The sequence below is a fragment of the Acidobacteriota bacterium genome, from assembly GCA_039683095.1.
Lineage (GTDB): Bacteria > Acidobacteriota > Aminicenantia > Aminicenantales > Saccharicenantaceae > RBG-16-66-30.
In genome coordinates this window covers 75,700-97,839 of the sequence record JBDKSB010000003.1, presented here as the reverse complement: position 1 = coordinate 97,839, position 22,140 = coordinate 75,700, and the positions used below count along the sequence as shown (strand labels likewise).

Genomic DNA, 22,140 nt, shown 5'->3' with positions numbered 1-22,140 from the left:
CCCGCCGGACGCTAATCGAGCTTCTTTTTAAAGCGGGCGATGCTCATGCTCAGGACGAAGGCGCCGAGCGCGACCAGCGGAAGCATCTGGTCCCAGATCTCCGGCCAGCCGGCGCCGCGGATCATGAGGCCGCGGATCATGGTGAAGAAGTAGCGCGTCGGGATGACGCGGGACACGGCCTGGAAGAACGGCGGCATGCTCTCGATCGGGATGACGAACCCGCCGAGCATGATCATCGGCATGATAAAGAAGATGGCCGTGAATATGGCCTGCTGCTGGGTCCGGGAGATGGTCGAGATGAACAGGCCGAAGCCCAGGGTGTTGAGCATGAAGGCCAGGCAGGCCAGGAGGATCAGCCCGAGGCTGCCCCGGACCGGGACGACGAACCAGAACGCGGCCACGGCCATGACGAACGCGGCCTCGACGAGGCCGATGAGCACGAACGGCAGGAGCTTGCCGACGATGAGCTGGTAAGGCCGGATGGGGGTGACGATCAGCTGTTCCATGGTCCCGGCTTCCTTCTCGCGGACGATGCCCATGGAGGCCAGCGCGATGGTCATGACCATCAGGATCAGGCCGAGGACGCCGGGGATCATGAAGTTCCGGCTCTTCAGCTCCGGGTTGTACCAGACCCGGACCCGGGCCTCGACCTGGACCGGGCGGATCCCGCCCCGGCCCTGGACCCGCTCGAAGCGCTCGAGAAGCAGGCGCTGAGCGTACCGTTTGGCGATCATGGTGGAGTAGTTGACGCCGATCGTGGCCGTCTGGCTCTCGACGCCGTCGGCGATGATCATGACCTTGCCCGGCCGGCCGCCCGCCAGGTCGTCGCCGAAGCCGCGGGGGATGACGAAGGCGGTTGAGGCCTGGCCCCGGTCGAGGTAGGCGTCGATCTCGTCCAGCCGCTCGACCCGGGCCCGGACCGAGAAATAGCCCGAGTTGAGGAAGCCGGCGATGAACTCGCGGCTGGCCGCCGAACCGTCCTGGTCGCAGACGACCGCCGGGATGTTGCGGACGTCGAGGTTGGCGGCGTAGCCCAGCAGGAGCAGCTGCAGGACCGGCGAGAGGAACAGGAGCGGGAAGAGCCGGCGGTCGCGCCGGAGCTGCAGGAACTCCTTGTGAACGATGGACAGGATGGCCTTCATGCCCGAGCCCTCCCCCGCCGCGGCCGCGGCTCTTTTTCGCCGCGTCCCATCCGGGCCGCGCTGGCCCCCAGCATCAGGAGAGCGAAGCCCGCCAGGAACAGGATCTGCTGCCAGATCGCGGCCAGGCCGGCGTCCTTGAGGACGATGGCCCGCAGCGCGGCCAGAAAATACCGGGCCGGCACGAAGTAGGTGACGGCCTGGACGACCGCGGGCATGTTGCGGACGGGAAAGACGAACCCCGAGAGGATGAAGGTCGGCAGCATGCTCGTCAGGATGGCCAGGAGGAAAGCCACCTGCTGGGTCCGGGTCACCGACGAGATGAACAGCCCCTGGCCCAGGGCGCCGCAGACGAACAGGACCATGGCCAGGAGGAGCAAGGGATAGCTGCCTTTGATGCCGACCCCGAACAGGATCTGGCTCAAGAGGAGGACCAGGTGGGCCGCGCCGAGCGAGATCAGGGCGTAGGGGATCATCTTGCCGATGATGAGATCCGACGATCTGAGCGACGAGATCCGCAGCTGGTCCATGGTGCCGCGCTCCTTCTCCCGGACGACGGAGGAGGCGGTGGAGACCGTGACGATGACCATGAGGATGAAGGCGATCAGGCCGGGGATGAGGAAGTTGGAGCTGCGGAGCTCTGGATTGTACCAGACCCGGACCTCGGCCGCGATCGGGACCGAGAGCCGGCCCAGGCCCCGCCGGGCCAGGGTCTCGAGCGTGATCCTCTGGGAATAGGTCTGGAGGATGGCGGCGATATAGCCCCCGGCCGTGGTGCCGCTCAGGGCGTTCGATCCGTCGACCAGGACCTGGACCGAAGGGCTGCGGCCGGCCAGGAGGTCCTCGGCAAACCGGGGCGGGATGACCAGGGCGGCCTTGATGTCCCCCCGGGCCATCAGGGGATCGATGGCCGTCGTCGCGGGCAGGACGGCCTTGAGGTCGAAGTACTCGGTGGTGCTGAACTGCTCGACGAGCTCGCGGCTGGCCTGGCTGCCGTCCTCGTCGACGACCGCCAGGGCGATGTGCTTGACGTCGAGGGTCAGGGCGAAGCCGAACATCAGGAGCATGAAGGCCGGCAGGAAGATCATGAAGCCCAGCGAGCGGGTGTCCCGGCGGATCTGCCGGAACTCCTTCTTGACCATGCACCGGATGCCGGCGAACGTGGGCCCCTTCACGGCTTCGCCTCCCCCGCCGCGCCCGGCCCGGGGGCCGCGTTCGTCTCGATCTCGTGGATGAAGACGTCCTCGAGGGACGGCCTGATGCGGTCGACGCGCTGGACCGCGATGCCGGCCCGCCCCAGCCGATCGGCCAGGAGCCGCCGGCCCTCGGCCTCCTCGCCGACGCCGACGTGGAGGGACAGCCCGAAGATCGAGGTGTCGACCACCCAGGGTTCCTTCTGCAGGATCTCCATGGCCTCGACCGGGCGATCGCAGGCCAGTTCCAGGATGGGATGGCGGATGGCCGCGGCCTTGAGCTCGGTGGGGCTGCCGCCGGCCACAATCCGGCCGGCGTGCATGAGCCGGATGTCGTTGCAGTACTCCGCCTCGTCCATGTAATGGGTCGTCACGAAGATGGTGATCCCCCGCTCCGAGAGGCCGTTGATGAGCTCCCAGAAGCGACGCCGCGAGGCCGGGTCGACTCCGCCGGTGGGCTCGTCGAGGAAAACGATCCCGGGCTCGTGCAGGACGGCGCAGCCGAGGGCCAGGCGCTGCTTCCAGCCGACCGACAGCGTTCGGGTCAGGCTGCCCTCGCGGCCGCGCAGGCCGGCCATCTCCAGTACCCAGGGCATGCGGGACTCGATGGCCCTGCGGTCCAGGCCGTAGGCGCCGCCGAAGAAGCGGATGTTCTCGGCCACGGTCAGATCGTCATAGAGCGAGAATCTCTGGGACATGTAGCCGATCGAGCGCTTGACCCGCTCGGGCTCGCGCCGGATGTCGAAGCCGCCGACGGAGGCCGTGCCCGAGGTCGGATCGAGCAGGGCGCAGAGCATGCGGATGGTCGTCGACTTGCCGGCCCCGTTGGCCCCGAGGAAGCCGAAGATCTCCCCCCGCTCGACGGAGAACGAGACCGCATCGACCGCCGTGAAGGCGCCGAACCTCTTGGTCAGCGACTTGACCTCGATGGCCTTGGCGGGCATGGCGCGCTCCCCTCGTTTCCCTCCGGGCCCTAGTTCCCCAGCGCTTTTTCCAGGCGGGCCTGGGCCAGGACGAGATCGATGGCCGCCTGGACCTTGGCGGTCCTGGCCTGGAGCAGGAAGACCTCAGCGTCCAGGACGTCGGTGTTGACGGCCACGCCATGGCGGAAACGGTCCCGGGCCAGGCGCAGGTTCTCGTCGGCCTGGCCGACGGCGGCCGCCGCCACCTCAGTCTTGCGGCGGGCCTGGACCAGGGCCAGCCGGCTCTGGGTGACATCCAGGACGGCCTGGTCCTCGAGGAGCTCCCGGGCGTCGCGGGCCTGGGCCAGCTGGGCCCGGGCCTGGGCGGCCTGGTTCCTGGTCTGGTCCCAGTTCCAGACGTCGAGCGAGACGGACAGGCTGATGTCCCAGGTGTCCTTGAACTCGTTCAGGGCCGGGAGATAACGCGAGTTCGGGCGCATGGAGTAGTAGTTGCCGGCCAGCGAGACCTGGGGGTACCAGCCGGACTTGGCGGCCTTCAGCCCGGCCTCGGAGGCCCGGATGCGGAACTCGGCCGCCTTGATCTCGGGCCGGCCGGCCAGGGCCATGTCGAGCAGGGCCCGGGCGGCCGCCTCGTCGCCGGGGAGGCGCGAAGCCTGGCTCTCGGCCGAGGTGGCCAGCTCGATCTTCGTGTCGACGGGCAGGCCGATCAGGTTCAGGAGAGAGGTCTGGGCGACCTCGACTCCGTTCCGGGCGTCGATGGCCGCCAGATCGGCGTTCGAGAGCTGTATCTCGGCCCGCAGGACCTCGTTCCTGACCAGCAGTCCCTGGTCGAAAAAGGCCCGGACGTCCTTGAGGTGCTCCCGGACCTGGCCGACGGTCTCGGCCACGACGGCCTCGTACTGAAGGGCCCGGGCGAGGCCCCAGTAGGCGCTCTTGATGGCGAAGACGAGCTCCGAGCGGTCCTTGGCCAGGTCGAAGCCGGCCGACCGCTCCAGCATCCGGGCCGACCTGGCGCCGGCCTCGAGCCGGAAGCCGGTGAAGACCGGCTGCTGGACCGAGAGGCGCAGGTTCCAGTTGTTGAAGTAGCTCTGGGAGACCACGATCGGGTTCGGCGAGATGGGCAGCGTCACCTGGAAGTCCGGCACCTCGCTCAAGCGCGTGTAGCCGGCGCCCAGCCGGACCGCGGGCAGGCGGGCGGCGGCGACCTCGCGGGCCCGGGCGGCCGACGATTCGGCCCTCATCCTGGAGGCGTGAAGGGCCGGGCTCGCGTCGAGTCCCGCGGCGACGGCCTCATCGAGGGTGAGCGAGCGCGTCTGGGCCAGGCCGGCCAGCGGGAAGGCCAAGAACGCGGCGATAACGATGAATTTCCTGGTCATGATCGGCCTCCGGGGATCGTCCCCTGGGGGGATCGTCCCTCCAGCGAGCTGGGCGGGACCTCTCCCCCGGGAGGCGGTCCCTCTTGGGTGACTGAGATGAAGACGTTCTCCAGCGACGGCGCCAGAACCCGCCGTTGGGCGACGGTGATGCCGGCCGCGGCCAGGGCCGACTCGATGCGGGGGATCTCGCGGTCGGGGTCGCCCACGACGGCGTTCAGCCGGTCGCCGAAGAGCTGGACCTCGGTGACGCCGGGAAGGTCCTTCAGCACGGCGAACGCGCGCCGGATCTCGGGACAGAGGATCTCGACGACCGCGCCGCGCATGAGCCCTTTGAGCGCCTGCGGCGTGTCGGCCGCCAGCAGCCGGCCGCCGGCCAGCAGCCCGACCCGGGTGCAGCGCTCGGCCTCGTCCATGTAGGGCGTCGTCATGACGATGGTGATGCCGGTCCGCAGGAGCCCGGACAGGATCTTCCAGAAATCGCGGCGCGAGACGGCGTCGACGCCGGTGGTCGGCTCGTCGAGAAAGATGATGCGGGGCGTGTGGATGAGGGCGCAGGCCAGGGCCAGCTTCTGTTTCATGCCGCCGGAGAGGCGCTCGGCCAGCCGGCCGCGGAAGGGCGTCAGGCGGGTGAAAGCCAGCAGCTCCTCGCGGCGGGGCCCGAATCCGCCGACCCCGTGGATCTCGGCGAAGAACTCGATGTTCTCGTCCACGGTCAGGTCGCCGTAGAGGCTGAACCTCTGCGAGAAATAGCCGACCCGGCTCTTGAGCGCCCCGGCCTCTTTGACGACGTCGCGTCCAAGGACCGCCGCCCGGCCCGAGCTCGGCGCGAGCAGGCCGCAGAGCATGCGGAGGATCGTCGTCTTGCCGGCGCCGTCGGGGCCGACGAGGCCGAACATCTCCCCCTCCGCGATCGAGAGGTCGAGGGAGCGGACGGCGTCCACGGTCTCGAACGATCTGGAGAGACCGTGCGTTTCGACGGCCAGGGCGGCCATGACCCGATCCTCCTAACGGCCGGCGTCGGCGGCCCGGAGGACCGCGTCGGCGGGCAGGCCCGGCTTGAGCAGGCCATCCCGGTTCTCGATCTCGACCTTGACCCCGAAGACGAGCTTGATCCGGTCATCCTTGGTCTGGACGTTCTTGGGCGTGAACTCGGCCTCGGGCGAGATGTAGGTGATGCGGCCGGGGAAGGGCCGGCCGGGGTAGCTGTCGATCTCGATCTCGGCGGCGTCCCCCAGGCGGACCCGGCCGACCTCCCGCTCGGGCAGGTAGATCATGACATAGACGCTGTCGAGCGCGGAGATGGTGACCACGGTCGCGCCCGGCGATACGAGCTCGCCGGCCTCCAGGGCCTTGTGGGTGACGATGCCGCCCGCGGGAGCCGTGATGGTGCAATCGGCGATCGTTTTGGCCAGCAGGTCCGCGGCCGCCTGGGCCTGGGCCAGGCGGGCTTCGGCGGCCTGGATCTCCTCGGGCCGGGCCAGCCGGCGGGCCTTGTTCAGGGTCTCGGCGGCAGCCGTGCGCTGGGCCCCGGCGACGACGAGCCGGGCCTCGGCGTCGTCCTTTTGCTTAGGCGTGACGCTTCCGGTCTTGGCCAGCTCGCGCATGCGCCTGGCGTCGTCGGAGGCCACATGGAGGCCGGCTTCGGCCTGCGTCAGGGCGGCCTCGGCCTGCTGGATGTCCTCTTTGCGGGAACCCTTGACCAGGAGGGCGAGCTGGGCTTCGGCCAGCTTGACGCCGGCCTCGGCCTGGCGCAGCTGGATGTCGGCCGTGGCGTGATCGATCGTGGCCAGGACATCGCCCGGCCTGACCCGGGCCCCCTCGTCGAAGGCCAGGGAAAGGATCTGGCCGGAGACCCTGGAAGCGACGTTGACCTCGATGGCCTCGATCGTGCCCGAGGCGGTGATGGCCTTCTTGTCCCTTCCCCCCGAGCAGGCCAGCGCGGCCAGCGGGATCAGGACGAGGACCATGATCTTCGATCTCATAATGCGCTCTCCTTTCGGGGCTCGAACAGGGACGGGGTGCGGGCCGAGAGATCGAGCCGCCCCTTGTCGGTCAGGATGCCTTGGAAAAAGACCTTGACGATCGACTCGAGTATCTCCGCCGGCGACCGGCCGGTGCGGCGGACCTCGTCGGGGGTGACGAACTGCTGGACCAGGCCGAGGAACACCCGCAGGAGGAGATCGAGGTCGACGTCGGCGCGGAAGATGCCCTCGCGGCGGCCGGATCCGAGGACGATCCGGAAGTTCTTGAGGATCTTGTCCCGCCGGAATTCATCGATCTCCTGCCAGATGTCGGGGGCCCTCCGCTGGATATCCCTGGCCAGGAACGGACCGAACAGGGAGATCCGGTCGGCCAGGAAGCCCAGGAGGGAGGCCATCTTCTCGACGAAGCCCAGGGAGGCGTCGCCGATCCGGCCCTCGACGCCGGCCTGGATCTCGGCCATGTTCTCGCGGACGACGGCCCTGAGGATCTCCTCCTTGCTGCGGAAGGTTTTGTAGAGCGTGGCCTTGCTGATGCCGAGCTCCCTGGCGATGTCGTCGGCGGTCGTCCCCAGGAAGCCCCGCCGGAGAAAAAGGTCCCGGGCCGTCGCGACGATCCTCGCCCGCGCCGCGGGCCCAGCGCACCTTTCCCGCCGGCCCGGTCTTGATACTGTGGAAACTTGTTTGGTTTTCACAGTTTTATTATAGATAAAAATAAGGCCTTGTCAAGGAGAGGGGGGCAAACCAATAAGGAGGGGGTCAAACCTGCTTTTTAGGCTTTTTTGGGCAAAAAGAGGATTTGACCCCTTCCAGGATCCCTTTTATCAGGCTCCGACGATGCCGAGGGGCGCGGTGCTCTTCCACTGGCCGCGGGTGAAGTCCGGTATGGCGACCGGCCGGCCCTTGAGCTCGACGCTCCTGGCGCTGGCCCCGACGATGGCGCTCCAGGCCGCCGCGTCATAGACGTCCTGGTCGAGCGGCTCGCCCCGGCGCAGCGACTGGATCAGCCGATAATCCTCGATGTAGTCCATGCCGCCGTGGCCCCTCCCCTCGCCCTTCGCGGCGATGGACTTCCAGAGCGGGTGCTCGAACTCGGCCGCGAACGACTGGAAATCGTCCCAATCGTCGGGCTTGGGCGACCGGCCTTCGACATAGATCCGGTCGGGCCACTTGTGGGCCAACCCCCGGGTCCCCTGGACGTAGTTGATCCGGTTGTAGGGCCGGGGCAGGTTCGTGTCATGGATCAGGATGATCGTCTTGCCGAGCCTGGTCTTGATCAGGCTGGTGTTGACGTCGCCGAGGACGTAGCGCTCCCGGGCCTGCGCCGATCCGGCGCCGAACTTGGCCACGGCGTACTCGTGGAGCCCCCGGGCCGGCGAGCTCATCGAGACGAGATAATCGAACGCGTCGCCCCGGTTGACGTTCAGGCACTGGGCCACGGGCCCCAGGCCGTGCGTCGGGTAGAGGTTTCCGTTGACCTTCCGGGCCCAGGCCCGCCGCCACAGACCTTCGCCCTCGCTCGAGAACTTGACGCCGCGCAGGTCGTGCAGGTAGCCGGCCTCGGCGTGGAGGACCTCGCCCAGGATCCCCTTGCGGACGAGGTTCAGGGTCATCAGCTCGATCCGGTCGTAGCAGCAGTTCTCCATCATCTGGCAGTGCTTCTTGTGCTTCTCGGCCGCCTCGACCAGGGCCCAGCAATCCTCGATGGACATGGCCGCCGGCACCTCGGTCGCCGCGTGCTTGCCGTTGCGCATGGCCGCCAGGCAGACCGGCACGTGCCACTCCCAGGGCGTCGCCGTCATGACCAGGTCGAGGTCCTCGGTCTCGCACATCCGCTCGAAGTCCCTCTCCCCATCAGAATATCCGGCCGGCTCGGGCTGCCCGGCCTCGACCACCCACTTCCGCGCCCGTTCGACATGGGCCGGGCGGATGTCGCAGATGGCCTTGATCTCAACGCCGTCGATCCTGAGGTAATTCTGGACGTGGGCCGAGCCCATCCCGCCGACGCCGACGAAGCCGACCTTGACCGTCGGGATGGCCGGCGCCCTGAATTGCGGCCGGGCTTCCCCGGCGATGACCGGCGTCCCCGCTTCGAGGCCCAGCCCGGCCACCGCGGCGCCCAAACCGGCCGCCGCGCCGATCTTTAGGAAATCCCTCCGGCTCCGCCTGCCGCTCCCGCTCTCTTCGCTCATGGCTTCTCCTGTTCGATGAGTGATTGGGAAATTATCAGAAGATCCGGAAGGACAGGCCGCCCAGGACCTGGGCGCCGCCCACGTTGACGTTGACGTCGAGCGAAGTGCCCTGGCCCGTCCGGATGGATTCGTAGCATGATTCGCAGAAGACCGAGATCCGGCCGGCGATCCTGACCGATGCCGCCAGGACGAACCTCAGCGCGGCCTTGTGCCCGGCGTACTCGAGGCCGGCCGTCGTCCAGGTCTCGCGGTAGCTGTGAAAACCCGGTCCCGCGCCCAGGCGTATGATCGCCGGCCCGGCCGCGACCTGATAAAACGCGATGACCGGGACGGAGGTCCGGCGGAACTCCAGCGGATAGGCATCCGTCCCGCTGCCGGCCGTCGGCACGGCGAAGCCCCGGTCGGACAGGCGGCCGAACCCGGCCGCAAATCCGAACGGTCCCTTGAGCTTGAGCCAGACGTCCCCGGCGATCGACGCCCCCGGCCCGTAAATATCGCGGTAGGCCGACCCGGATGGAAAGAAGCCCCCCGCGGCGAACGAGACCGAAAGCTCCTGGGCCGGCGCCGCGGCGGAAACGGCCAGCCCCAGCGCGACTCCGGCCAGGACGAGCGTCAGGCGCCGGGCTTTCATCGGGGCCCCCTCAACATCCGGGGCGTGACGGCCCGCCTGACCGGCGCCCCCGCGGCCGTCGTGACGGTCCCGCCCGCCCCCCAGGCGTTCTCCCGGGAACGGTTGCTCTCGAGGCCGGTGGGGCCGACCGCGGTCAAAACGTAATAATATTCCGCGCCCGCGCTCACCGTGTCGTCGGCGAACGACGTCCCCGTCACGGGCGCATCGTTGATCTTGACATAGTTTAGGTGCGAGGTCCTCGTCCGATAAACATTGTATCCCGCGGCATCGGCCTGGGCGTCCCAGCTCAGGTTGACGAAGGCCAGGGTCCTGAAAAGCGAGCTGTAGGATTCCCACTCGGCGTTCAGGCGGGCGGGCGTTCTCGGATGGCCGTCCCTGACCGGCTGAGCCAGCTCGGCCAGGAGCCCGATCGAGGCGCGCGCGGCGGCGGTGCAGAAGTCGACGTTGAGCCGGTCGAGGGTGTCGGTCGTCTGGTGGTAGTAAGGATTGTTCAGGGGATAATCCTCGATGGCCAGGAGGGCAGGATAGCCGTTGTCCCAGAACGGCGAATGGTCCGAGTAGACGATCGTCTGGTCGACCATCTTCGTGGCCGTGACCGGGCCGTAATTCGGGCCGGCGGCGGCGAAGAGATCGGCCAGCCAGGCCGAACCGTCGTTGACGATGATCTGGAGGTCCTCGGGCGTCGCGTCGGCGTAGCCGATCATGTCCAGGTTGATGACGCCGACGATACGGTCCCCGGCGGCATGGGCCGCGTCGGCATAGGCGCGGCTGCCCCAGAGACCCCACTCTTCGGCCGAGAAGGCGATGAACCGGACCGTGTAGTCGAGCGGATACGGCGCCAGCACCCGGGCGGCTTCGAGGACGGCAGCGGTGCCGCTGGCGTTGTCGTCGGCCCCCGGTGCCAGGGTCAGGCGGGACGGCGAGTACGAATCGTAATGGGAGCAGATGATGAAGATGTCGTCGGGGAACGTCTCGCCGGTCTTTTCGGCCACGACGTTGCGCGAGGCATAGCCCGTCGAAAAGGAGAACGGCTCGAAATGGACGTCGTCGAGCCCGAGGGCCGAGAACGAGCTATAGAGCGATTCGCCCGCGGCCTCGCAGTTGGCGGTCGAGGCGTAGCGGGTCTGGTGATCCTGGAGCGTCTGGACCTCGGCGGCCAGGTCGGCCGGCGTGACGTTCGAGACGATGAATTCGATCAGGGGATCCTGGGCCGATGCCTCGGCCGGAGCGGGGGTCCCGGCCGGCGGCACCCGGAGCTGCAGCGGGAGGCGGCGGGACGGCAGGACCTTGCGCGGCAGGCCGGCCGGGACCGCCTCGGCAGCGCTTCCCTGGTCCGTCCAGAAGACCGCGGTCCCCGCTTCCACGGCCACGGCGTGGCCGGCGGCGCGGAGCGCTTCGAGCGCGCCCGGGCGGCTCGTGTCGACGAGGAGGAGCTCGTGCCGGGCCGCTTCCCTGCTGATCATGGTGTAGCGGATGCCGCCGCGGCGCAGCAGCGCCAGGTCCTCGCCGTCGGCCAGGGCCAGCAGGCAGGTGCCGAGATCCTGGCGGATGTCGAGCTGGAGCCGGGCCAGCGCCCGGACCGGCAGCGTCGCGCCCTTGGGGATGCGGATGAGGGCCGGCGCGCCGCGGTCCGCGGCTGCCGGGCCCGAGGCCGCGGGAAACAGGACGGCGCAAGACAGAACGACCGCCAGCAGGGCTTTCGGGTGTCTCATGGAAACTTATTTAACCAGATTTCGGCCGGAACGGTCAACAGAGTATAATCGGCCGAGGAGGTCCCATGAGGACGAAACCCGCCGCGCCGGATCGCCGGTTCATGGCCCGCGCCGTCCGCGAGGCGAGAAAGAACCTCGCCCGCCCCGACGGCGGGCCTTTCGGGGCCTGCATCGTCAAGGACGGCCGGGTCGTCGCCGCGGCCAGGAACACGGTCCTGGGGCACGACGCCACCTGTCATGCCGAGGTCAACGCCATCCGCAGGGCCTCGAAGAAGCTCGGCACCTTCGACCTCGGCGGCTGCGAGATCTACTCTACGACCGAGCCCTGCCCGATGTGCTTCGGGGCCATCCACTGGGCCCGCATCGGCACGGTCTATTTCGGCGCCGGCATCCGCGACGCCGCGCGGTCCGGCTTCAACGAGCTCCGGATCTCGAACGCTCAGATGAGGGCGCTCGGCCGAAGCCGGATCCGGCTGGTCCCCGGCTTCATGCGGGACGAGTGCCTCGAGCTCTTCGAGGCCTGGATGGCCCTGCCTCAGAAGAAGAATTACTGATCCGGGCGGCCGGCCGTCTCAGGTCAGGAGCTTCCGTTTCTTCGCCCACCGCTCCCGCAATCTCACCGAGTCCAGGCCGAGCGCGCCGCCCCTGGCCAGCGGGTTCCGGCCCGCGGCCTCGAAGCGGAGGGTGTGCCGTCCCGGCGCGAGGGTCAGGCTGCCCAGATAGACGTCCCGGACGTCGAGGTCCCGCGAGTAGAAATCGATGACCGGGCTCTCCGACGGGACGGTCCCGTCCTCGGCCAGCGGCGCCGGCTTGCCGTCCAGGAAGACGCGCCAGGCCCCGTAGTCGTCGGCGTAGGTCAGGCGCAGGACCAGTCCCCGGTACTCCTTCCTGGTCACGTCGAAATCGACCTCGAGGGCGGACTTGTCGCCGGTCGGGCGGAAAAGGACCTGCCCCTCCGCCGTCCAATCGTATCCTTTCTGGAGCTCGGCCTCGCCCCGCGTCTTCCGAGCCGAGGCGGCGAGCGTCTTCCCCTCGACGACGATATCGAGATCCGGGAAGCGCCGGGCCGCGAGCGGCGGCAGGGCGGTGAAGCGCCGGGGCTGGCCCTTCTGGTACCAGAAGGCGACGGTGGCGATGTCGTCCTCGCGCTCGACGTGTCCCTCGATCTTGCCGCTCTCCGTCTCGTCGGCCGAGATCCAGCCGGTGTGCTCGATATCGAAGCGCAGGGACTTCTCGAACCGGACCGGATCGGCGATGTGCCAGCGGTACATGCAGTATTCGGTGCCCGGGATCTCCCCTTCCGGGCTCCAGCGGACGCAGCCGAAATAGGGATACATGCCGAGCGACATGCCCCAGGCCATGAGGAAGTAGTCCTCGGTCCCGGTGCCCTGGATGGACGGCTTCGCTTCGCCGTCGACGTAGAACCGGGCATCGCCCTCGCCGAACCACATCGGGCTGCGGGCCCGCATGGACATGACCGTGCCGACGTAATGGCCCTGGCCCCGGATGTCGGCGACGGTGTAGTCGCGCCCGAGCCTCTCTGGGAAGGCCTGGTTGTACTGGGCGCAGAAGTAGGCGGCGTCCCGGGCCAGGCCCGGCTCCCCGGCGTAATCGATCTGGTAATAGAACGAGCGGACGTTCTTGGCCCCTTCGTTGGTGACGGTGATGAGGCCGCGCTTGAAGAAGGGCATGGGCCAGAAACAGTTGTAGCCGTCCCCGCCGGTCTCGACCTGGACCGGGACCGAGACGAGCTCCGAGCGGCGGCCGAAGCCGGCCCCGAAGAAGTCGCCGAGCGGCGCCTCGACGGCCGGCTCCCGGGCCCCGTCCCAGTACATGCGCAGGACGATCTCGTCGGGCGCGGCCGAGCCGGCAGCTTCGAGCCAGTTCGGCCGGGCCTCGCTGAAGGTCAGCCAGATGTGGCGGATGACCGCCGGGCCTTTGATATCGGCCAGGACCCGAGTCTCGCCCGGGGCGATGTGCTTGATCCGGTCGGCGTTGCCGGTGAAGCTCGGGTCGGTCGAGGTCACGGCCCGCGACCGCCCCGGCTTGAGCTTCGTCAGCCCGTCGAGGTCCTGGGCGAAAGCTGCCCCGGCCGCAAGGAGCAGGCTCATTGCGGCCGCCGCGACCGGGGCGGGTTTTCTCTTGCCAAGCGACTTCATGCTCTGTCCTCCAAAGAGACGGATCACGATGTTAACATTTTTCCGGCGAGAGAAGAACTTCCTTTTTCGCTTGACAGCCCGATCCCCGTTCCCTATAATCCGCGCGATATGGACAGCCGGAACGACCTCCTGACCGCCGCCGCCGTCGCGCTGTCCTCGTGGCTCTGGAACTGGTGGGCGGTGCCAACCGCCCGATAAGTCCTTTCCCCCGCGCATTCCCCTTTTAAGGTGCCGGTGCGCTTCTGTTCAAGAAGGACAGCCCCTGCCGGGACAGCTCCCGCCGGGATGCCCGCGCGCGCCGGCCCCTTGAGCCAAGGACCCCATGGATACGACGGGAAAGACGTCGTGAAAGGACAACACCATCATGCGCTTCGCATCGCGAAGGACGGACCTTCTTCCCCGGGCCTTCTACAATATCAAGGCCGACCTCCCGGAGCCGCCGAAGCCGCCCCTGCATCCGGGAACGAAGGCGCCTCTCAAGCCCGAGGACCTCGAGGCCATCTTCCCGAAGAGCTTCATCCGCCAGGAGATCGAAACGGCCCGCGAGGTCCCCATTCCCGGCCCCGTGCTCGAGGCCTACGAGGTCTTCCGGCCCACGCCCCTGGTCGAGGCGACCGCCCTGGAAAAGGAGCTCAACACCCCGGCCCGCATCTTCTATAAATATGAGGGCGCCGGGCCCGTCGGCAGCCACAAGACCAACACGGCGCTCATGCAGGCCTTCCTGGCCGCGCGCGACGGCGTCCGGACGCTGGCCACGGAGACCGGCGCCGGGCAATGGGGTTCGGCCCTGGCCTACGCCGGCTCGCGCTTCGGCGTCGGGACGAGGATCTTCATGGTCCGCTCGAGCTTCCGCCAGAAGCCGGGACGCCGGGTCATCATGGAGATGTTCGGGGGCCGCGTCTTCGAAAGCCCGGGCCCGACGACCGAGGCCGGGCGGAAGTTCTACGATCGGGACCATGACCACCCCGGCAGCCTGGGCATGGCCATCTCCGAGGCCGTCGAGGTGACGGTCAAGGACCCGGACGTCAAATACGCCCTCGGCTCGGTCCTGGACAGCGTCCTGATGCACCAGACGGTCATCGGGCTCGAGGCGGAGAAGCAGATCGAGGAGTTCGACGCCGTCCCCGACACGGTCATCGGCTGCGTCGGCGGCGGCTCGAACTTCGCCGGCCTGGCCTTCCCCTTCGCCCGGCACGTCCTGGCCGGCCGCCGCCAGACGCGCTTCGTCGCGGTCGAGCCGGAGGACTGCCCTTCTCTGACCCGGGGCGCGCTGCGGTACGACTTCGGCGACAGCGCCGGGCTGACCCCCCTGCTGTACATGCACACGCTGGGCGCGGACTTCGTGCCGCCTCCGCTCCATGCCGGAGGGCTCCGCTACCACGGCATGGCGCCCCTGGTCAGCCACCTCGCGGCGATGGGCCTCGTCGAACCGGCCGCGGTCGGCGAGAAGGCCGCCTTCGACGCCGGCGCGCTGTTCATGAGGACGGAAGGCATCCTGCCCGCGCCGGAATCCGCCCACGCCGTCGCCGCGGCCGTGGCCGAGGCCCTGAAGGCCAGGGCCGAGCGGCGTCCCGTGAACATCCTTTTCAACCTGAGCGGACACGGCTTCCTCGATATCGGCGCTTACGCCCGGAACGGCCATGGCGGCGCGGCCTGACCGGCCCCCGGGCGCGCCGGCGCCGGGACCGCGGGACGGGCCGGATGAACATTTTGTCATCAGCCGCCGTCTTGTATTATTGTATGGTTCAAGGGGATGCGGGCCGCCGGGCCCGCGCCTCCCCGAGTTCCGGTCCCAGGAGGTTCGAACGCCCATGAACAGGAAAGCCGCCGTCGCCGGCATTGCGCTTCTTGTCTTCACGTCGTTCGTTGCGCCGGCCCGCGCGGCCGCCGCCGCGCCGGCCGCGGACGACGCGCTGGCGGCCAGGATCGACGCGGTCATGGCCGAGACCTACAAGCCCGGGCAGCCCGGCGCGGCCGTCATCGTCCGGAAGGACGGCCGGACCATCCTCCGCAAGGGCTACGGCCTGGCCGACCTCGAGCTCGGCGTCCCGGTCGCGCCGGACATGATCTTCCGCCTGGGCTCGATCACCAAGCAGTTCACGGCCGTGTCCATCCTCCTGCTGGCCCAGGAGGGCAAGCTCGGCCTCCAGGACGAGATCACCAGGTTCCTGCCCGATTATCCGGCCCGGGGCCGCAAGATCACCGTCGAGCACCTCCTGACCCACACCTCCGGCATCCAGAGCTATACCGATATGGCCGAGTGGCTGCCGCTCTGGCGCAAAGACTTCACGGTCAAGGAGCTTATCGATCTCTTCAAGGACAAGCCCATGCAGTTCGAGCCCGGCCGGAGCTGGGCCTATAACAATTCGGGGTACATCCTGCTCGGGGCCATCATCGAGCGGGTCTCCGGCCGGACCTACGAGCAGTTCGTCGACGAGCGCATCTTCAAGCCCCTGGGCATGAAGAGCTCCTCCTACGACCACACCGAGCGCGTCCTCCCCCGCCGCGTCCGCGGCTATCAGGCGGACAAGGACGCTTTCCTGAACGCGCCCTACCTGAGCATGACCCAGCCTTACGCGGCCGGCTCGCTCCTCTCGACCGTCGACGACCTGGCCGTCTGGAGCGACGCCGTCTTCGCCGGCAAGCTCGTCAGGAGGGATTGGCTCGACCTGGCCTTCAGGCCGTACAAGCTCGCCGGCGGGGAATCGAGCGGCTACGGCTACGGCTGGTTCATCGCCGACTTCGGCGGCCACCGCTCGATCGAGCACGGCGGCGGAATCAACGGCTTCACCTCCTACGAGATGACCTTCCCCGAGGACAGGATCTTCATCGCCATCCTGACCAACAGCGCCATCGCCGGCCGCGCCCCCGAGCCCCGGGCGGTCAAGATCGCCTGGCTGACGCTCGGCCTGCCCGAGCCGGAACGAAAGGCCGCGGCGGTACCGGCCGCCGTTCTCGACAGGATCGCCGGCGTCTACGTGGACGAGCAGAAGAACGAATACTACTTCAGCCGCGAAGGGGCGAAGCTCTTCGCCCAGAGACAGGGCGGCTCGAGGAACGAGCTCTATCCGGCCTCGCCGACCGAGTTCTTCCTCAAGGACAACCCGGCCCGTTTCGTTTTCTCGACGGACGCCGCCGGCCGCGCCGCCGGCCTTCGAATCCAATCCCGCCTCGGGCCGGCCCAGATCTTCGCCAGAACGGACAAGCCCCTGCCGGCCGCGCGGCAGGCGATCGCGCTCGATCCCAAGCTCTACGACCGCCTGATCGGGGATTACGAGCTGACGCCGGGCTTCATCATCACCCTGGTCCGGCGCGGCGACGGGCTTTTTTCCCAGGCCACGGGGCAGCCCGAGGTCGAGCTCTTCCCCGAATCGGAAACGCGGTTCTTCCTCAAGGTCGTCGATGCCCAGATCGATTTCACCGTCGACGCGTCGGGCCGGGTGACCGGCCTCGTCCTCCATCAGGGCGGGCAGGACCTGCCGGCCCATAAGATCCGGAGGCCCTGAGGCCGGGAACCACGCGCCCGGCGCCTTCGTATATCGGAACGGAAGGTCAAATCAGACAGGGAGGCCCGGCCATGCCATTGATTGAGAAGAAATTATGGATCGCGGTCCCCGTCCTGGCGGCCCTCTTCGCCGCTTGCGACGAGCCCGGGAACCTGATCAGGGAGACCAGGACGGTGGAACTCGGCGGGGCGGCCCGGGTGGAAGCCCGGATCAGCATGGGCGCCGGCGAGTTGAGCCTCTGCGGCGCCGGCCAGCCGGCCCTCCTCGACGCGGCTTTCGAGTTCAGCCGCGAACGCTACCGCCCCGAGGTGGATTACCGCCTGCTCGGGGACAAGGGCCTCCTCGAGGTCCGTCATCCCCGGCGGCACCGGAGCAGCTTCGGCCGCAGCCGGAACCGCTGGGACCTGACCCTGGCCGACACGGTCCCGCTCGATCTCGTCATCGACCTCGGGGCCGGGCGCAGCAGGCTCGACCTGCGCGGCCTCAAGCTCCAGCGGGTCGAGATCGACATGGGCGTCGGCGAGACGGAACTCGACCTCCGCGGCCCCCACGCCGCGGGCTTCAACGTCAAGATCGACGGCGGCGTCGGCAGCGGCAAGCTCCGCCTGCCGGCCGAGGTCGGCGTCCGGGTCAAGGTCGACGGCGGGCTCGGGTCGGTCGACGCCCGCGGCCTGACCAAGCAGGGCGGCGCCTACGTCAACGGCGCCTACGGCAGGAGTCCCGTCACCATCGAGATCGACATCGACGCCGGCATCGGCAGCCTCGACCTCAGCTGCGAGCCGTCGGGCCTGATCAGGACCTGAGGCCTCCCGGCCGTCAGATCTCCTCGAGCCGGGCGGTGAAGTGCCGCAGGAAGGGCGATTCGCGGACGATCCGCAGCCCCTTGACCTTGTCCCGGTTCTTGTGGAGGTCGATGAGCGCCTCGGCGACGTAGCGCAGGTGCGAGGCCGTGTAGACGCGCCGCGGGACGGCCAGCCGGACGAGTTCCAGGGCCGGGTAGGCCTCTTCCTTCCCCTTGCCCGTCTTGCGCCCGAACATGACCCCGCCGATCTCGACGGACCGGATGCCGTACTCGCGGTAGAGGGCCACGGTCAGGGCCCAGCCGGGATACTGGGCCCGGGGGATGTGCGGCAGGAAGCGGTCGGCCAGGATGTAGACGGCGTGGCCCCCGAACGGCTTCAGGACGGGCACGCCGGCCTGGTCGACGAGACCGCCGAGGTAGGCCACCTGGGCCGTCCGGTGCTCGAGGTAGTCCTCGTCGAGCACCTCCTTGAGGCCGCGGGCCATGGCCTCCAGGTCGCGGCCGGCCAGCCCGCCGTAGGTGGTGAAGCCCTCGCTGATGATCAGGTTGTTCTTGATCCTCTCGGCCAGGGCGTCGTCGTCCAGGGTGACGAAGCCGCCGATGTTGACCAGGGCGTCTTTCTTGCCGCTCATGGTCGCCCCGTCGGCGTAGGAGAACATCTCCTGGGCGATCTCGAGGACGCTCTTCTTGGCGTAGCCCTTCTCCCGCTTCTTGATGAACCAGGCGTTCTCGGCGAAGCGGCAGGCGTCCAGGAAGAACGGGACGCCGAAGTGGGCGCAGACCTCGCTCGTCTCCTTGATGTTCTTGAGCGAGACCGGCTGGCCGCCGCCGCTGTTGTTCGTCACCGTCATCATGACCAGCGGCACCCGCTCCCGGCCCCGCCGCTCGATGAACTTCTTCAGCTTGGCCACGTCCATGTCGCCTTTGAACGGCTCGTTCGAGTCGGGGTCGTAGGCCGGGGCGGCAGCCAGGTCCTCGGCCCTGGCCTCGAGGACCTCGATGTTGGCCCGGGTCGTGTCGAAGTGGATGTTGCTGGGGACGCTGTCGCCCTTCTTCAGGATCGAGGTGAAGAGGACGCGTTCCGCCGCCCGGCCCTGGTGCGTCGGGATGACATGGCTGAAGCCGAAGATGGAGCGGACGGACTCCTCGAGGTTGTAGAAGTTGCGGGCCCCGGCGTAGGACTCGTCCCCGGTCATGATCCCGGCCCACTGGTTGTCGCTCATGGCCGAGGTGCCGGAGTCGGTCAGCAGGTCGATGGTCACTTTGTCGGCCGGCAGGCCGAACGGGTTGAAGCCGGCCTGTTTGAGCAGCGTCTCCCGCTCCCGGCGCGTGGTCGCGCGCAGCGGCTCGACGGCCTTGATGCGAAAAGGCTCCATGGGCGGCTTGATCTCTGCCATTTTTTATCCTCCCCCGCCGCGTCCCGGACGGGCCGGGGCCGGCGCGTGTCCTAGAATGTCGTCAGCTTGCGGAACTGCCTGAACCGGCCCTCGACCAGGTCCCGGTCGAGCGCCTGAAAGCGGCCGATCCCGAAATCCTCGATGGCGAACGAGGCCATGACGCTGCCGTAGACCGCGGCCCGGCGCACGTCCCGCGCGGCCAGGGTCCGGCGCTTGTCGAGATAGCCGAGGAAGCCGCCGGCGAAGCTGTCCCCGGCCCCGGTCGGGTCGATGACATGCTCGCAGGGGTGGGCCAGCACGCCGAAGACGAAGTTCCGGCGGAAGACGAGCGCGCCGTGCTCGCCCTTCTTGAGGACGACCAGCGACGGGCCGAGCCCGAGGAGGGCCTTGCCGGCGGCGATGAGGTTCAGCTCGCCGGTGATCAGGCGGGCCTCCTCGTCGTTGGCGAAAAAGATGTCGCTCCGGCCGAGCTCCTTGAGCAGGGCCTCCCGCTTCGTGTCGATCCAGAGGCGGATCGTGTCCATGGCCACCAGGGCCGGCCGGCGGAACTGGCCCAGGACGAACTCGTGGTGCTCCGGGTTGAGGTTGGCCAGGTAGACGATGCGAGAGTTCCGGTAGGCCGCCGGGATCTCCGGCCGGAAGTCGGCGAAGACGTTGAGGTCCGTGCGCAGGGTCGTCCGGCGGTTGGGATCGTCCTCGTACTTCCCTTCCCAATGGAAGGTCTTGCCGGCCTTGATCTTGAGCCCGGCCAGGTCGACGCCGCGCGACCGGAGGAAGGCGATCGTCTTGCGCGGGAAGTCGCGGCCGACGACGCCGACGACGCGCGGCCGGGTGAAGAAGCTGGCCGCGAGCGAGCAGTACGTCCCCGAGCCGCCGACGATCCTCTCCCGGTCGCCCCAGGGCGTGCGGACGGTGTCGAAGGCGACCGACCCGACGATGACCAGGCTCATGGCGCCCGCCCCGGCCCTATCCCAGGTACTTCCCGACGATCGGGGCCAGGGCCCTTTTCGTCGCCGCCGGGATGACGCCCGCCGCCGTGACGATGGCGTTCCGGAGGGCCGAACTGCAGTCACAGCCTGGCTTGGCGTCCTTCCCCATCGCCGCCACGGCCTTCCTGAGGACCTCCCTGGCGTTGGCGATGTTGAAGGACATGTTCTGGAGGACGAGCTCGACCGTCACCGGCTCCTCGGTCTCGTGCCAGACGTCGTAGTCCGTCACCAGGCACAGGGTGGCGTAGCAGATCTCGGCTTCACGGCAGAGCCTGGCCTCGGTGGCCGCGGTCATGCCGACGACGGTGCCGCCCCAGGACCGGTAGGCCTTCGACTCGGCCTTGGTCGAGAAGGCCGGCCCGTCGATGCAGACGTAGGTGCCGCCCAGGCGGGCCCTCAGGCCCAGGCTCGCGGCCGCGTCATGGAGCGTCGCGGCCAGGTCGGGGCAGACCGGCTCGGCCAGGCTGACATGGGCGACGAGCCCGCCGCCGAAGAACGTGCCGGCCCGGCGGGTGCGGTCGAAGAACTGGTCGGGCAGGACCATGTCCCGCGGCGGGATGTCCTCGCGGAGAGAGCCGACCGAGTTGATCGAGATCAGCCGCTCGACGCCCAGCTTCTTGAACCCGAAGATGTTGGCCCGGTACGGGACTTCGGCCGGGAGGAGCCGGTGGCCCTGGCCGTGGCGGGCCAGGAAGACCACCCGCCGGCCCTCGAGGGTGCCGACGACATAGGGACCGGAGGGCTCGCCGAAGGGCGTCCGCAGCCGGACCTCCCTCTTGTTCCTGAAGCCCTCGATCTCGTAGAGCCCCGTGCCGCCGAGTATGCCGATCGTGGCCACGGGAGGCGCGCTCTTCTTTGTTCCGGCCATGGATCCTCCTCGCCTTGATATACATTTTTCCGCGAGGCCGAGTCAACCCCCGCGATTTTGCATTTTTCCCATGAAAACGATATTCTTAATGGACCATGAAGTACGTCTATCTCGACGCTTCGTCGGGAGTCAGCGGCGACATGTGCCTCGGCGCGCTCCTGGACCTGGGGGTCGATCCGGCCCTGTTCAGGGACCGGATGGCCGGGCTCCGCCTGCCGGTGGAGATCGCCGTCCGCCGGGTCCGCCGGGGCGGCTTCGCCGCGGTCAAGGTCGACGTCGAGATCCGGGATCGCAAGCACGGCGAGCGGACGTTCGCCGACGTCGAGCGGGTCGTCCTCAAGAGCCGCTTCGCGCCGGCCGTCAAGGACCGGGCCCAGGCGGTCTTCCGGCGGCTGTTCGAGGCCGAGGCGAAGGTCCACGGCCGGAAGTTCAAGGAAGCCCACCTCCACGAGGCCGGGGCCGACGACGCCCTGGTCGACGTCGTCGGGACCGCCTTCCTCCTCGAGGAGCTGGGCGTCGGCGAGGTCTATTGCTCGCCGCTCAACGTCGGCTCGGGCTGGATCCGGACGTCACACGGCCGGCTGGCCGTGCCGCCGCCGGCGGTCGCCGAGCTGCTGACGAAGGTTCCGGTCTACTCCGCCTGGGTCGAATCCGAGCTCGTGACCCCGACCGGCGCGGCCATCGTCTCGGCCCTGGCCGGGAGATTCGCCGGTCTGCCCGAGCTCGCTTACGAGAAGATCGGCCGCGGCGCCGGGACGAAGGAATTCCCCGAGATCCCCAATATCCTGAGGGTTTACTACGGCGAGGCCGGCTCGTTCGACCCGGGCAAGAGCGTCTACATCATCGAGGCGACGATCGACGACGCCACGCCCCAGCTCCTGGCCCACTTCCTGGAGCGGGCCCTGGAGGAAGGCGCGCTCGACGCCACCCTTTCCGCCGTGGTCATGAAGAAGAACCGGCTGGGGACCAAGCTCTCGCTCCTGGTCGAGTCCGCCCGCCTGGACGACCTGATCGAGGCGGTCTTCCGCGAGACGACCTCGATCGGCGTCCGCTATTATCCGGTCGGCCGCCGCGTCCTCGAGCGCGAGGTCCGGACCGTCAGGGTGGACGGCCGGAAGATCGGCGTCAAGGTGGCCAGGCTGGCCGGCCGGACGGTCAACGTCCAGCCGGAATACGACGACCTCGTTGCGGCGGCCCGCCGGACCGGGAGGCCGCTGAAAGAGATCGCCCGCCGGGCCGCGAGCGGCTTCACGGGGAAGCCCTAGCGGCGGCCG

The 22,140-nt window shown here is 68.7% G+C and carries 19 protein-coding genes; 5 read left to right on the top strand and 14 right to left on the bottom strand.

The annotated features are described in order from the left end of the window. Window positions 1-11: 11 nt before the first annotated feature. The 10 genes from ABFD52_04035 to ABFD52_03990 form a co-directional block, all read right to left on the bottom strand. Window positions 12-1,142, bottom strand: a complete 1,131-nt coding sequence (locus tag ABFD52_04035) for an ABC transporter permease (protein ID MEN6559927.1) — start codon at window positions 1,140-1,142, stop codon at window positions 12-14. Then, a complete protein-coding gene (locus ABFD52_04030; GenBank protein ID MEN6559926.1) occupies window positions 1,139-2,314 on the bottom strand; it encodes an ABC transporter permease in 1,176 nt (391 codons plus the stop codon). Before ABFD52_04030 ends, ABFD52_04035 begins: the two co-directional genes overlap by 4 nt. Continuing rightward, window positions 2,311-3,276, bottom strand: a complete 966-nt coding sequence (locus tag ABFD52_04025; protein MEN6559925.1) for an ABC transporter ATP-binding protein — start codon at window positions 3,274-3,276, stop codon at window positions 2,311-2,313. Before ABFD52_04025 ends, ABFD52_04030 begins: the two co-directional genes overlap by 4 nt. Before the next feature lie 29 nt (window positions 3,277-3,305). Further along, complete coding sequence (locus ABFD52_04020) at window positions 3,306-4,631, bottom strand: TolC family protein (GenBank protein MEN6559924.1); 1,326 nt, start codon at window positions 4,629-4,631, stop codon at window positions 3,306-3,308. Then, a complete protein-coding gene (locus ABFD52_04015; GenBank protein ID MEN6559923.1) occupies window positions 4,628-5,623 on the bottom strand; it encodes an ABC transporter ATP-binding protein in 996 nt (331 codons plus the stop codon). Before ABFD52_04015 ends, ABFD52_04020 begins: the two co-directional genes overlap by 4 nt. 12 nt (window positions 5,624-5,635) lie before the next feature. Then, the gene (locus ABFD52_04010; protein ID MEN6559922.1) at window positions 5,636-6,613 is read right to left on the bottom strand and encodes an efflux RND transporter periplasmic adaptor subunit; all 978 of its coding nucleotides are present in this window, start codon (window positions 6,611-6,613) and stop codon (window positions 5,636-5,638) included. Beyond that, window positions 6,610-7,305, bottom strand: a complete 696-nt coding sequence (locus ABFD52_04005) for a TetR/AcrR family transcriptional regulator (protein ID MEN6559921.1) — start codon at window positions 7,303-7,305, stop codon at window positions 6,610-6,612. Before ABFD52_04005 ends, ABFD52_04010 begins: the two co-directional genes overlap by 4 nt. A 129-nt stretch (window positions 7,306-7,434) precedes the next feature. Then, window positions 7,435-8,802, bottom strand: a complete 1,368-nt coding sequence (locus ABFD52_04000; GenBank protein ID MEN6559920.1) for a Gfo/Idh/MocA family oxidoreductase — start codon at window positions 8,800-8,802, stop codon at window positions 7,435-7,437. Between the two features lie 34 nt (window positions 8,803-8,836). Then, the gene (locus ABFD52_03995; GenBank protein ID MEN6559919.1) at window positions 8,837-9,433 is read right to left on the bottom strand and encodes a hypothetical protein; all 597 of its coding nucleotides are present in this window, start codon (window positions 9,431-9,433) and stop codon (window positions 8,837-8,839) included. Then, window positions 9,430-11,145, bottom strand: coding sequence for a M20/M25/M40 family metallo-hydrolase (locus ABFD52_03990; protein ID MEN6559918.1), 1,716 nt, complete (start codon window positions 11,143-11,145; stop codon window positions 9,430-9,432). Before ABFD52_03990 ends, ABFD52_03995 begins: the two co-directional genes overlap by 4 nt. Before the next feature lie 65 nt (window positions 11,146-11,210). On the opposite strand from ABFD52_03990, the gene ABFD52_03985 reads away from it, so the two are divergent. Continuing rightward, a complete protein-coding gene (locus tag ABFD52_03985; GenBank protein MEN6559917.1) occupies window positions 11,211-11,699 on the top strand; it encodes a nucleoside deaminase in 489 nt (162 codons plus the stop codon). An 18-nt stretch (window positions 11,700-11,717) separates the two neighbouring features. On the opposite strand, the gene ABFD52_03980 is transcribed toward ABFD52_03985, so the two are convergent. Then, window positions 11,718-13,304, bottom strand: a complete 1,587-nt coding sequence (locus tag ABFD52_03980) for a glycoside hydrolase family 172 protein (GenBank protein ID MEN6559916.1) — start codon at window positions 13,302-13,304, stop codon at window positions 11,718-11,720. Window positions 13,305-13,668: 364 nt separating this feature from the next. Here ABFD52_03980 and ABFD52_03975 point away from each other — a divergent pair, with 364 nt between their 5' ends. The 3 genes from ABFD52_03975 (at window position 13,669) to ABFD52_03965 (ending at window position 17,613) form a co-directional block, all read left to right on the top strand. After that, on the top strand, window positions 13,669-14,961 hold the full coding sequence (locus ABFD52_03975) for a TrpB-like pyridoxal phosphate-dependent enzyme (protein MEN6559915.1): 1,293 nt from the start codon (window positions 13,669-13,671) through the stop codon (window positions 14,959-14,961). A 154-nt stretch (window positions 14,962-15,115) separates the two neighbouring features. Then, window positions 15,116-16,810 carry a serine hydrolase gene (locus ABFD52_03970; GenBank protein MEN6559914.1) on the top strand — a complete coding sequence of 565 codons (1,695 nt, stop codon included), beginning with the start codon at window positions 15,116-15,118 and terminating at the stop codon, window positions 16,808-16,810. Between the two features lie 71 nt (window positions 16,811-16,881). Further along, complete coding sequence (locus ABFD52_03965; GenBank protein MEN6559913.1) at window positions 16,882-17,613, top strand: toast rack family protein; 732 nt, start codon at window positions 16,882-16,884, stop codon at window positions 17,611-17,613. 13 nt (window positions 17,614-17,626) lie between these two features. On the opposite strand, the gene ABFD52_03960 is transcribed toward ABFD52_03965, so the two are convergent. Genes ABFD52_03960 through mtnP form a run of 3 tightly spaced genes read right to left on the bottom strand, consistent with a single transcriptional unit; the run spans window position 17,627 to window position 20,866 of the window. Beyond that, window positions 17,627-19,000 carry a tryptophanase gene (locus ABFD52_03960; GenBank protein ID MEN6559912.1) on the bottom strand — a complete coding sequence of 458 codons (1,374 nt, stop codon included), beginning with the start codon at window positions 18,998-19,000 and terminating at the stop codon, window positions 17,627-17,629. Window positions 19,001-19,059: 59 nt separating this feature from the next. Further along, window positions 19,060-19,959, bottom strand: coding sequence for a PfkB family carbohydrate kinase (locus tag ABFD52_03955; protein MEN6559911.1), 900 nt, complete (start codon window positions 19,957-19,959; stop codon window positions 19,060-19,062). Between the two features lie 16 nt (window positions 19,960-19,975). Beyond that, complete coding sequence (gene mtnP / locus ABFD52_03950; protein ID MEN6559910.1) at window positions 19,976-20,866, bottom strand: S-methyl-5'-thioadenosine phosphorylase; 891 nt, start codon at window positions 20,864-20,866, stop codon at window positions 19,976-19,978. Between the two features lie 95 nt (window positions 20,867-20,961). Between mtnP and larC the strand changes: the two genes are divergently transcribed. Continuing rightward, a complete protein-coding gene (gene larC, locus ABFD52_03945; GenBank protein ID MEN6559909.1) occupies window positions 20,962-22,131 on the top strand; it encodes a nickel pincer cofactor biosynthesis protein LarC in 1,170 nt (389 codons plus the stop codon). The last annotated feature ends 9 nt before the right edge of the window (window positions 22,132-22,140 follow it).

Coding starts and splice junctions, on each gene's coding strand:
- ABFD52_04035 (MEN6559927.1), bottom strand. CDS start 1,142: ATGAAGGCCATCCTGTCCATCGTTCACAAGGAGTTCCTGCAGCTCCGG.
- ABFD52_04020 (MEN6559924.1), bottom strand. CDS start 4,631: ATGACCAGGAAATTCATCGTTATCGCCGCGTTCTTGGCCTTCCCGCTG.
- ABFD52_04015 (MEN6559923.1), bottom strand. CDS start 5,623: ATGGCCGCCCTGGCCGTCGAAACGCACGGTCTCTCCAGATCGTTCGAG.
- ABFD52_03980 (MEN6559916.1), bottom strand. CDS start 13,304: ATGAAGTCGCTTGGCAAGAGAAAACCCGCCCCGGTCGCGGCGGCCGCA.
- ABFD52_03990 (MEN6559918.1), bottom strand. CDS start 11,145: ATGAGACACCCGAAAGCCCTGCTGGCGGTCGTTCTGTCTTGCGCCGTC.
- mtnP (MEN6559910.1), bottom strand. CDS start 20,866: ATGGCCGGAACAAAGAAGAGCGCGCCTCCCGTGGCCACGATCGGCATA.
- ABFD52_03985 (MEN6559917.1), top strand. CDS start 11,211: ATGAGGACGAAACCCGCCGCGCCGGATCGCCGGTTCATGGCCCGCGCC.
- larC (MEN6559909.1), top strand. CDS start 20,962: ATGAAGTACGTCTATCTCGACGCTTCGTCGGGAGTCAGCGGCGACATG.
- ABFD52_03965 (MEN6559913.1), top strand. CDS start 16,882: ATGCCATTGATTGAGAAGAAATTATGGATCGCGGTCCCCGTCCTGGCG.
- ABFD52_03955 (MEN6559911.1), bottom strand. CDS start 19,959: ATGAGCCTGGTCATCGTCGGGTCGGTCGCCTTCGACACCGTCCGCACG.
- ABFD52_04025 (MEN6559925.1), bottom strand. CDS start 3,276: ATGCCCGCCAAGGCCATCGAGGTCAAGTCGCTGACCAAGAGGTTCGGC.
- ABFD52_04010 (MEN6559922.1), bottom strand. CDS start 6,613: ATGAGATCGAAGATCATGGTCCTCGTCCTGATCCCGCTGGCCGCGCTG.
- ABFD52_03995 (MEN6559919.1), bottom strand. CDS start 9,433: ATGAAAGCCCGGCGCCTGACGCTCGTCCTGGCCGGAGTCGCGCTGGGG.
- ABFD52_03975 (MEN6559915.1), top strand. CDS start 13,669: ATGCGCTTCGCATCGCGAAGGACGGACCTTCTTCCCCGGGCCTTCTAC.
- ABFD52_03970 (MEN6559914.1), top strand. CDS start 15,116: ATGAACAGGAAAGCCGCCGTCGCCGGCATTGCGCTTCTTGTCTTCACG.
- ABFD52_04000 (MEN6559920.1), bottom strand. CDS start 8,802: ATGAGCGAAGAGAGCGGGAGCGGCAGGCGGAGCCGGAGGGATTTCCTA.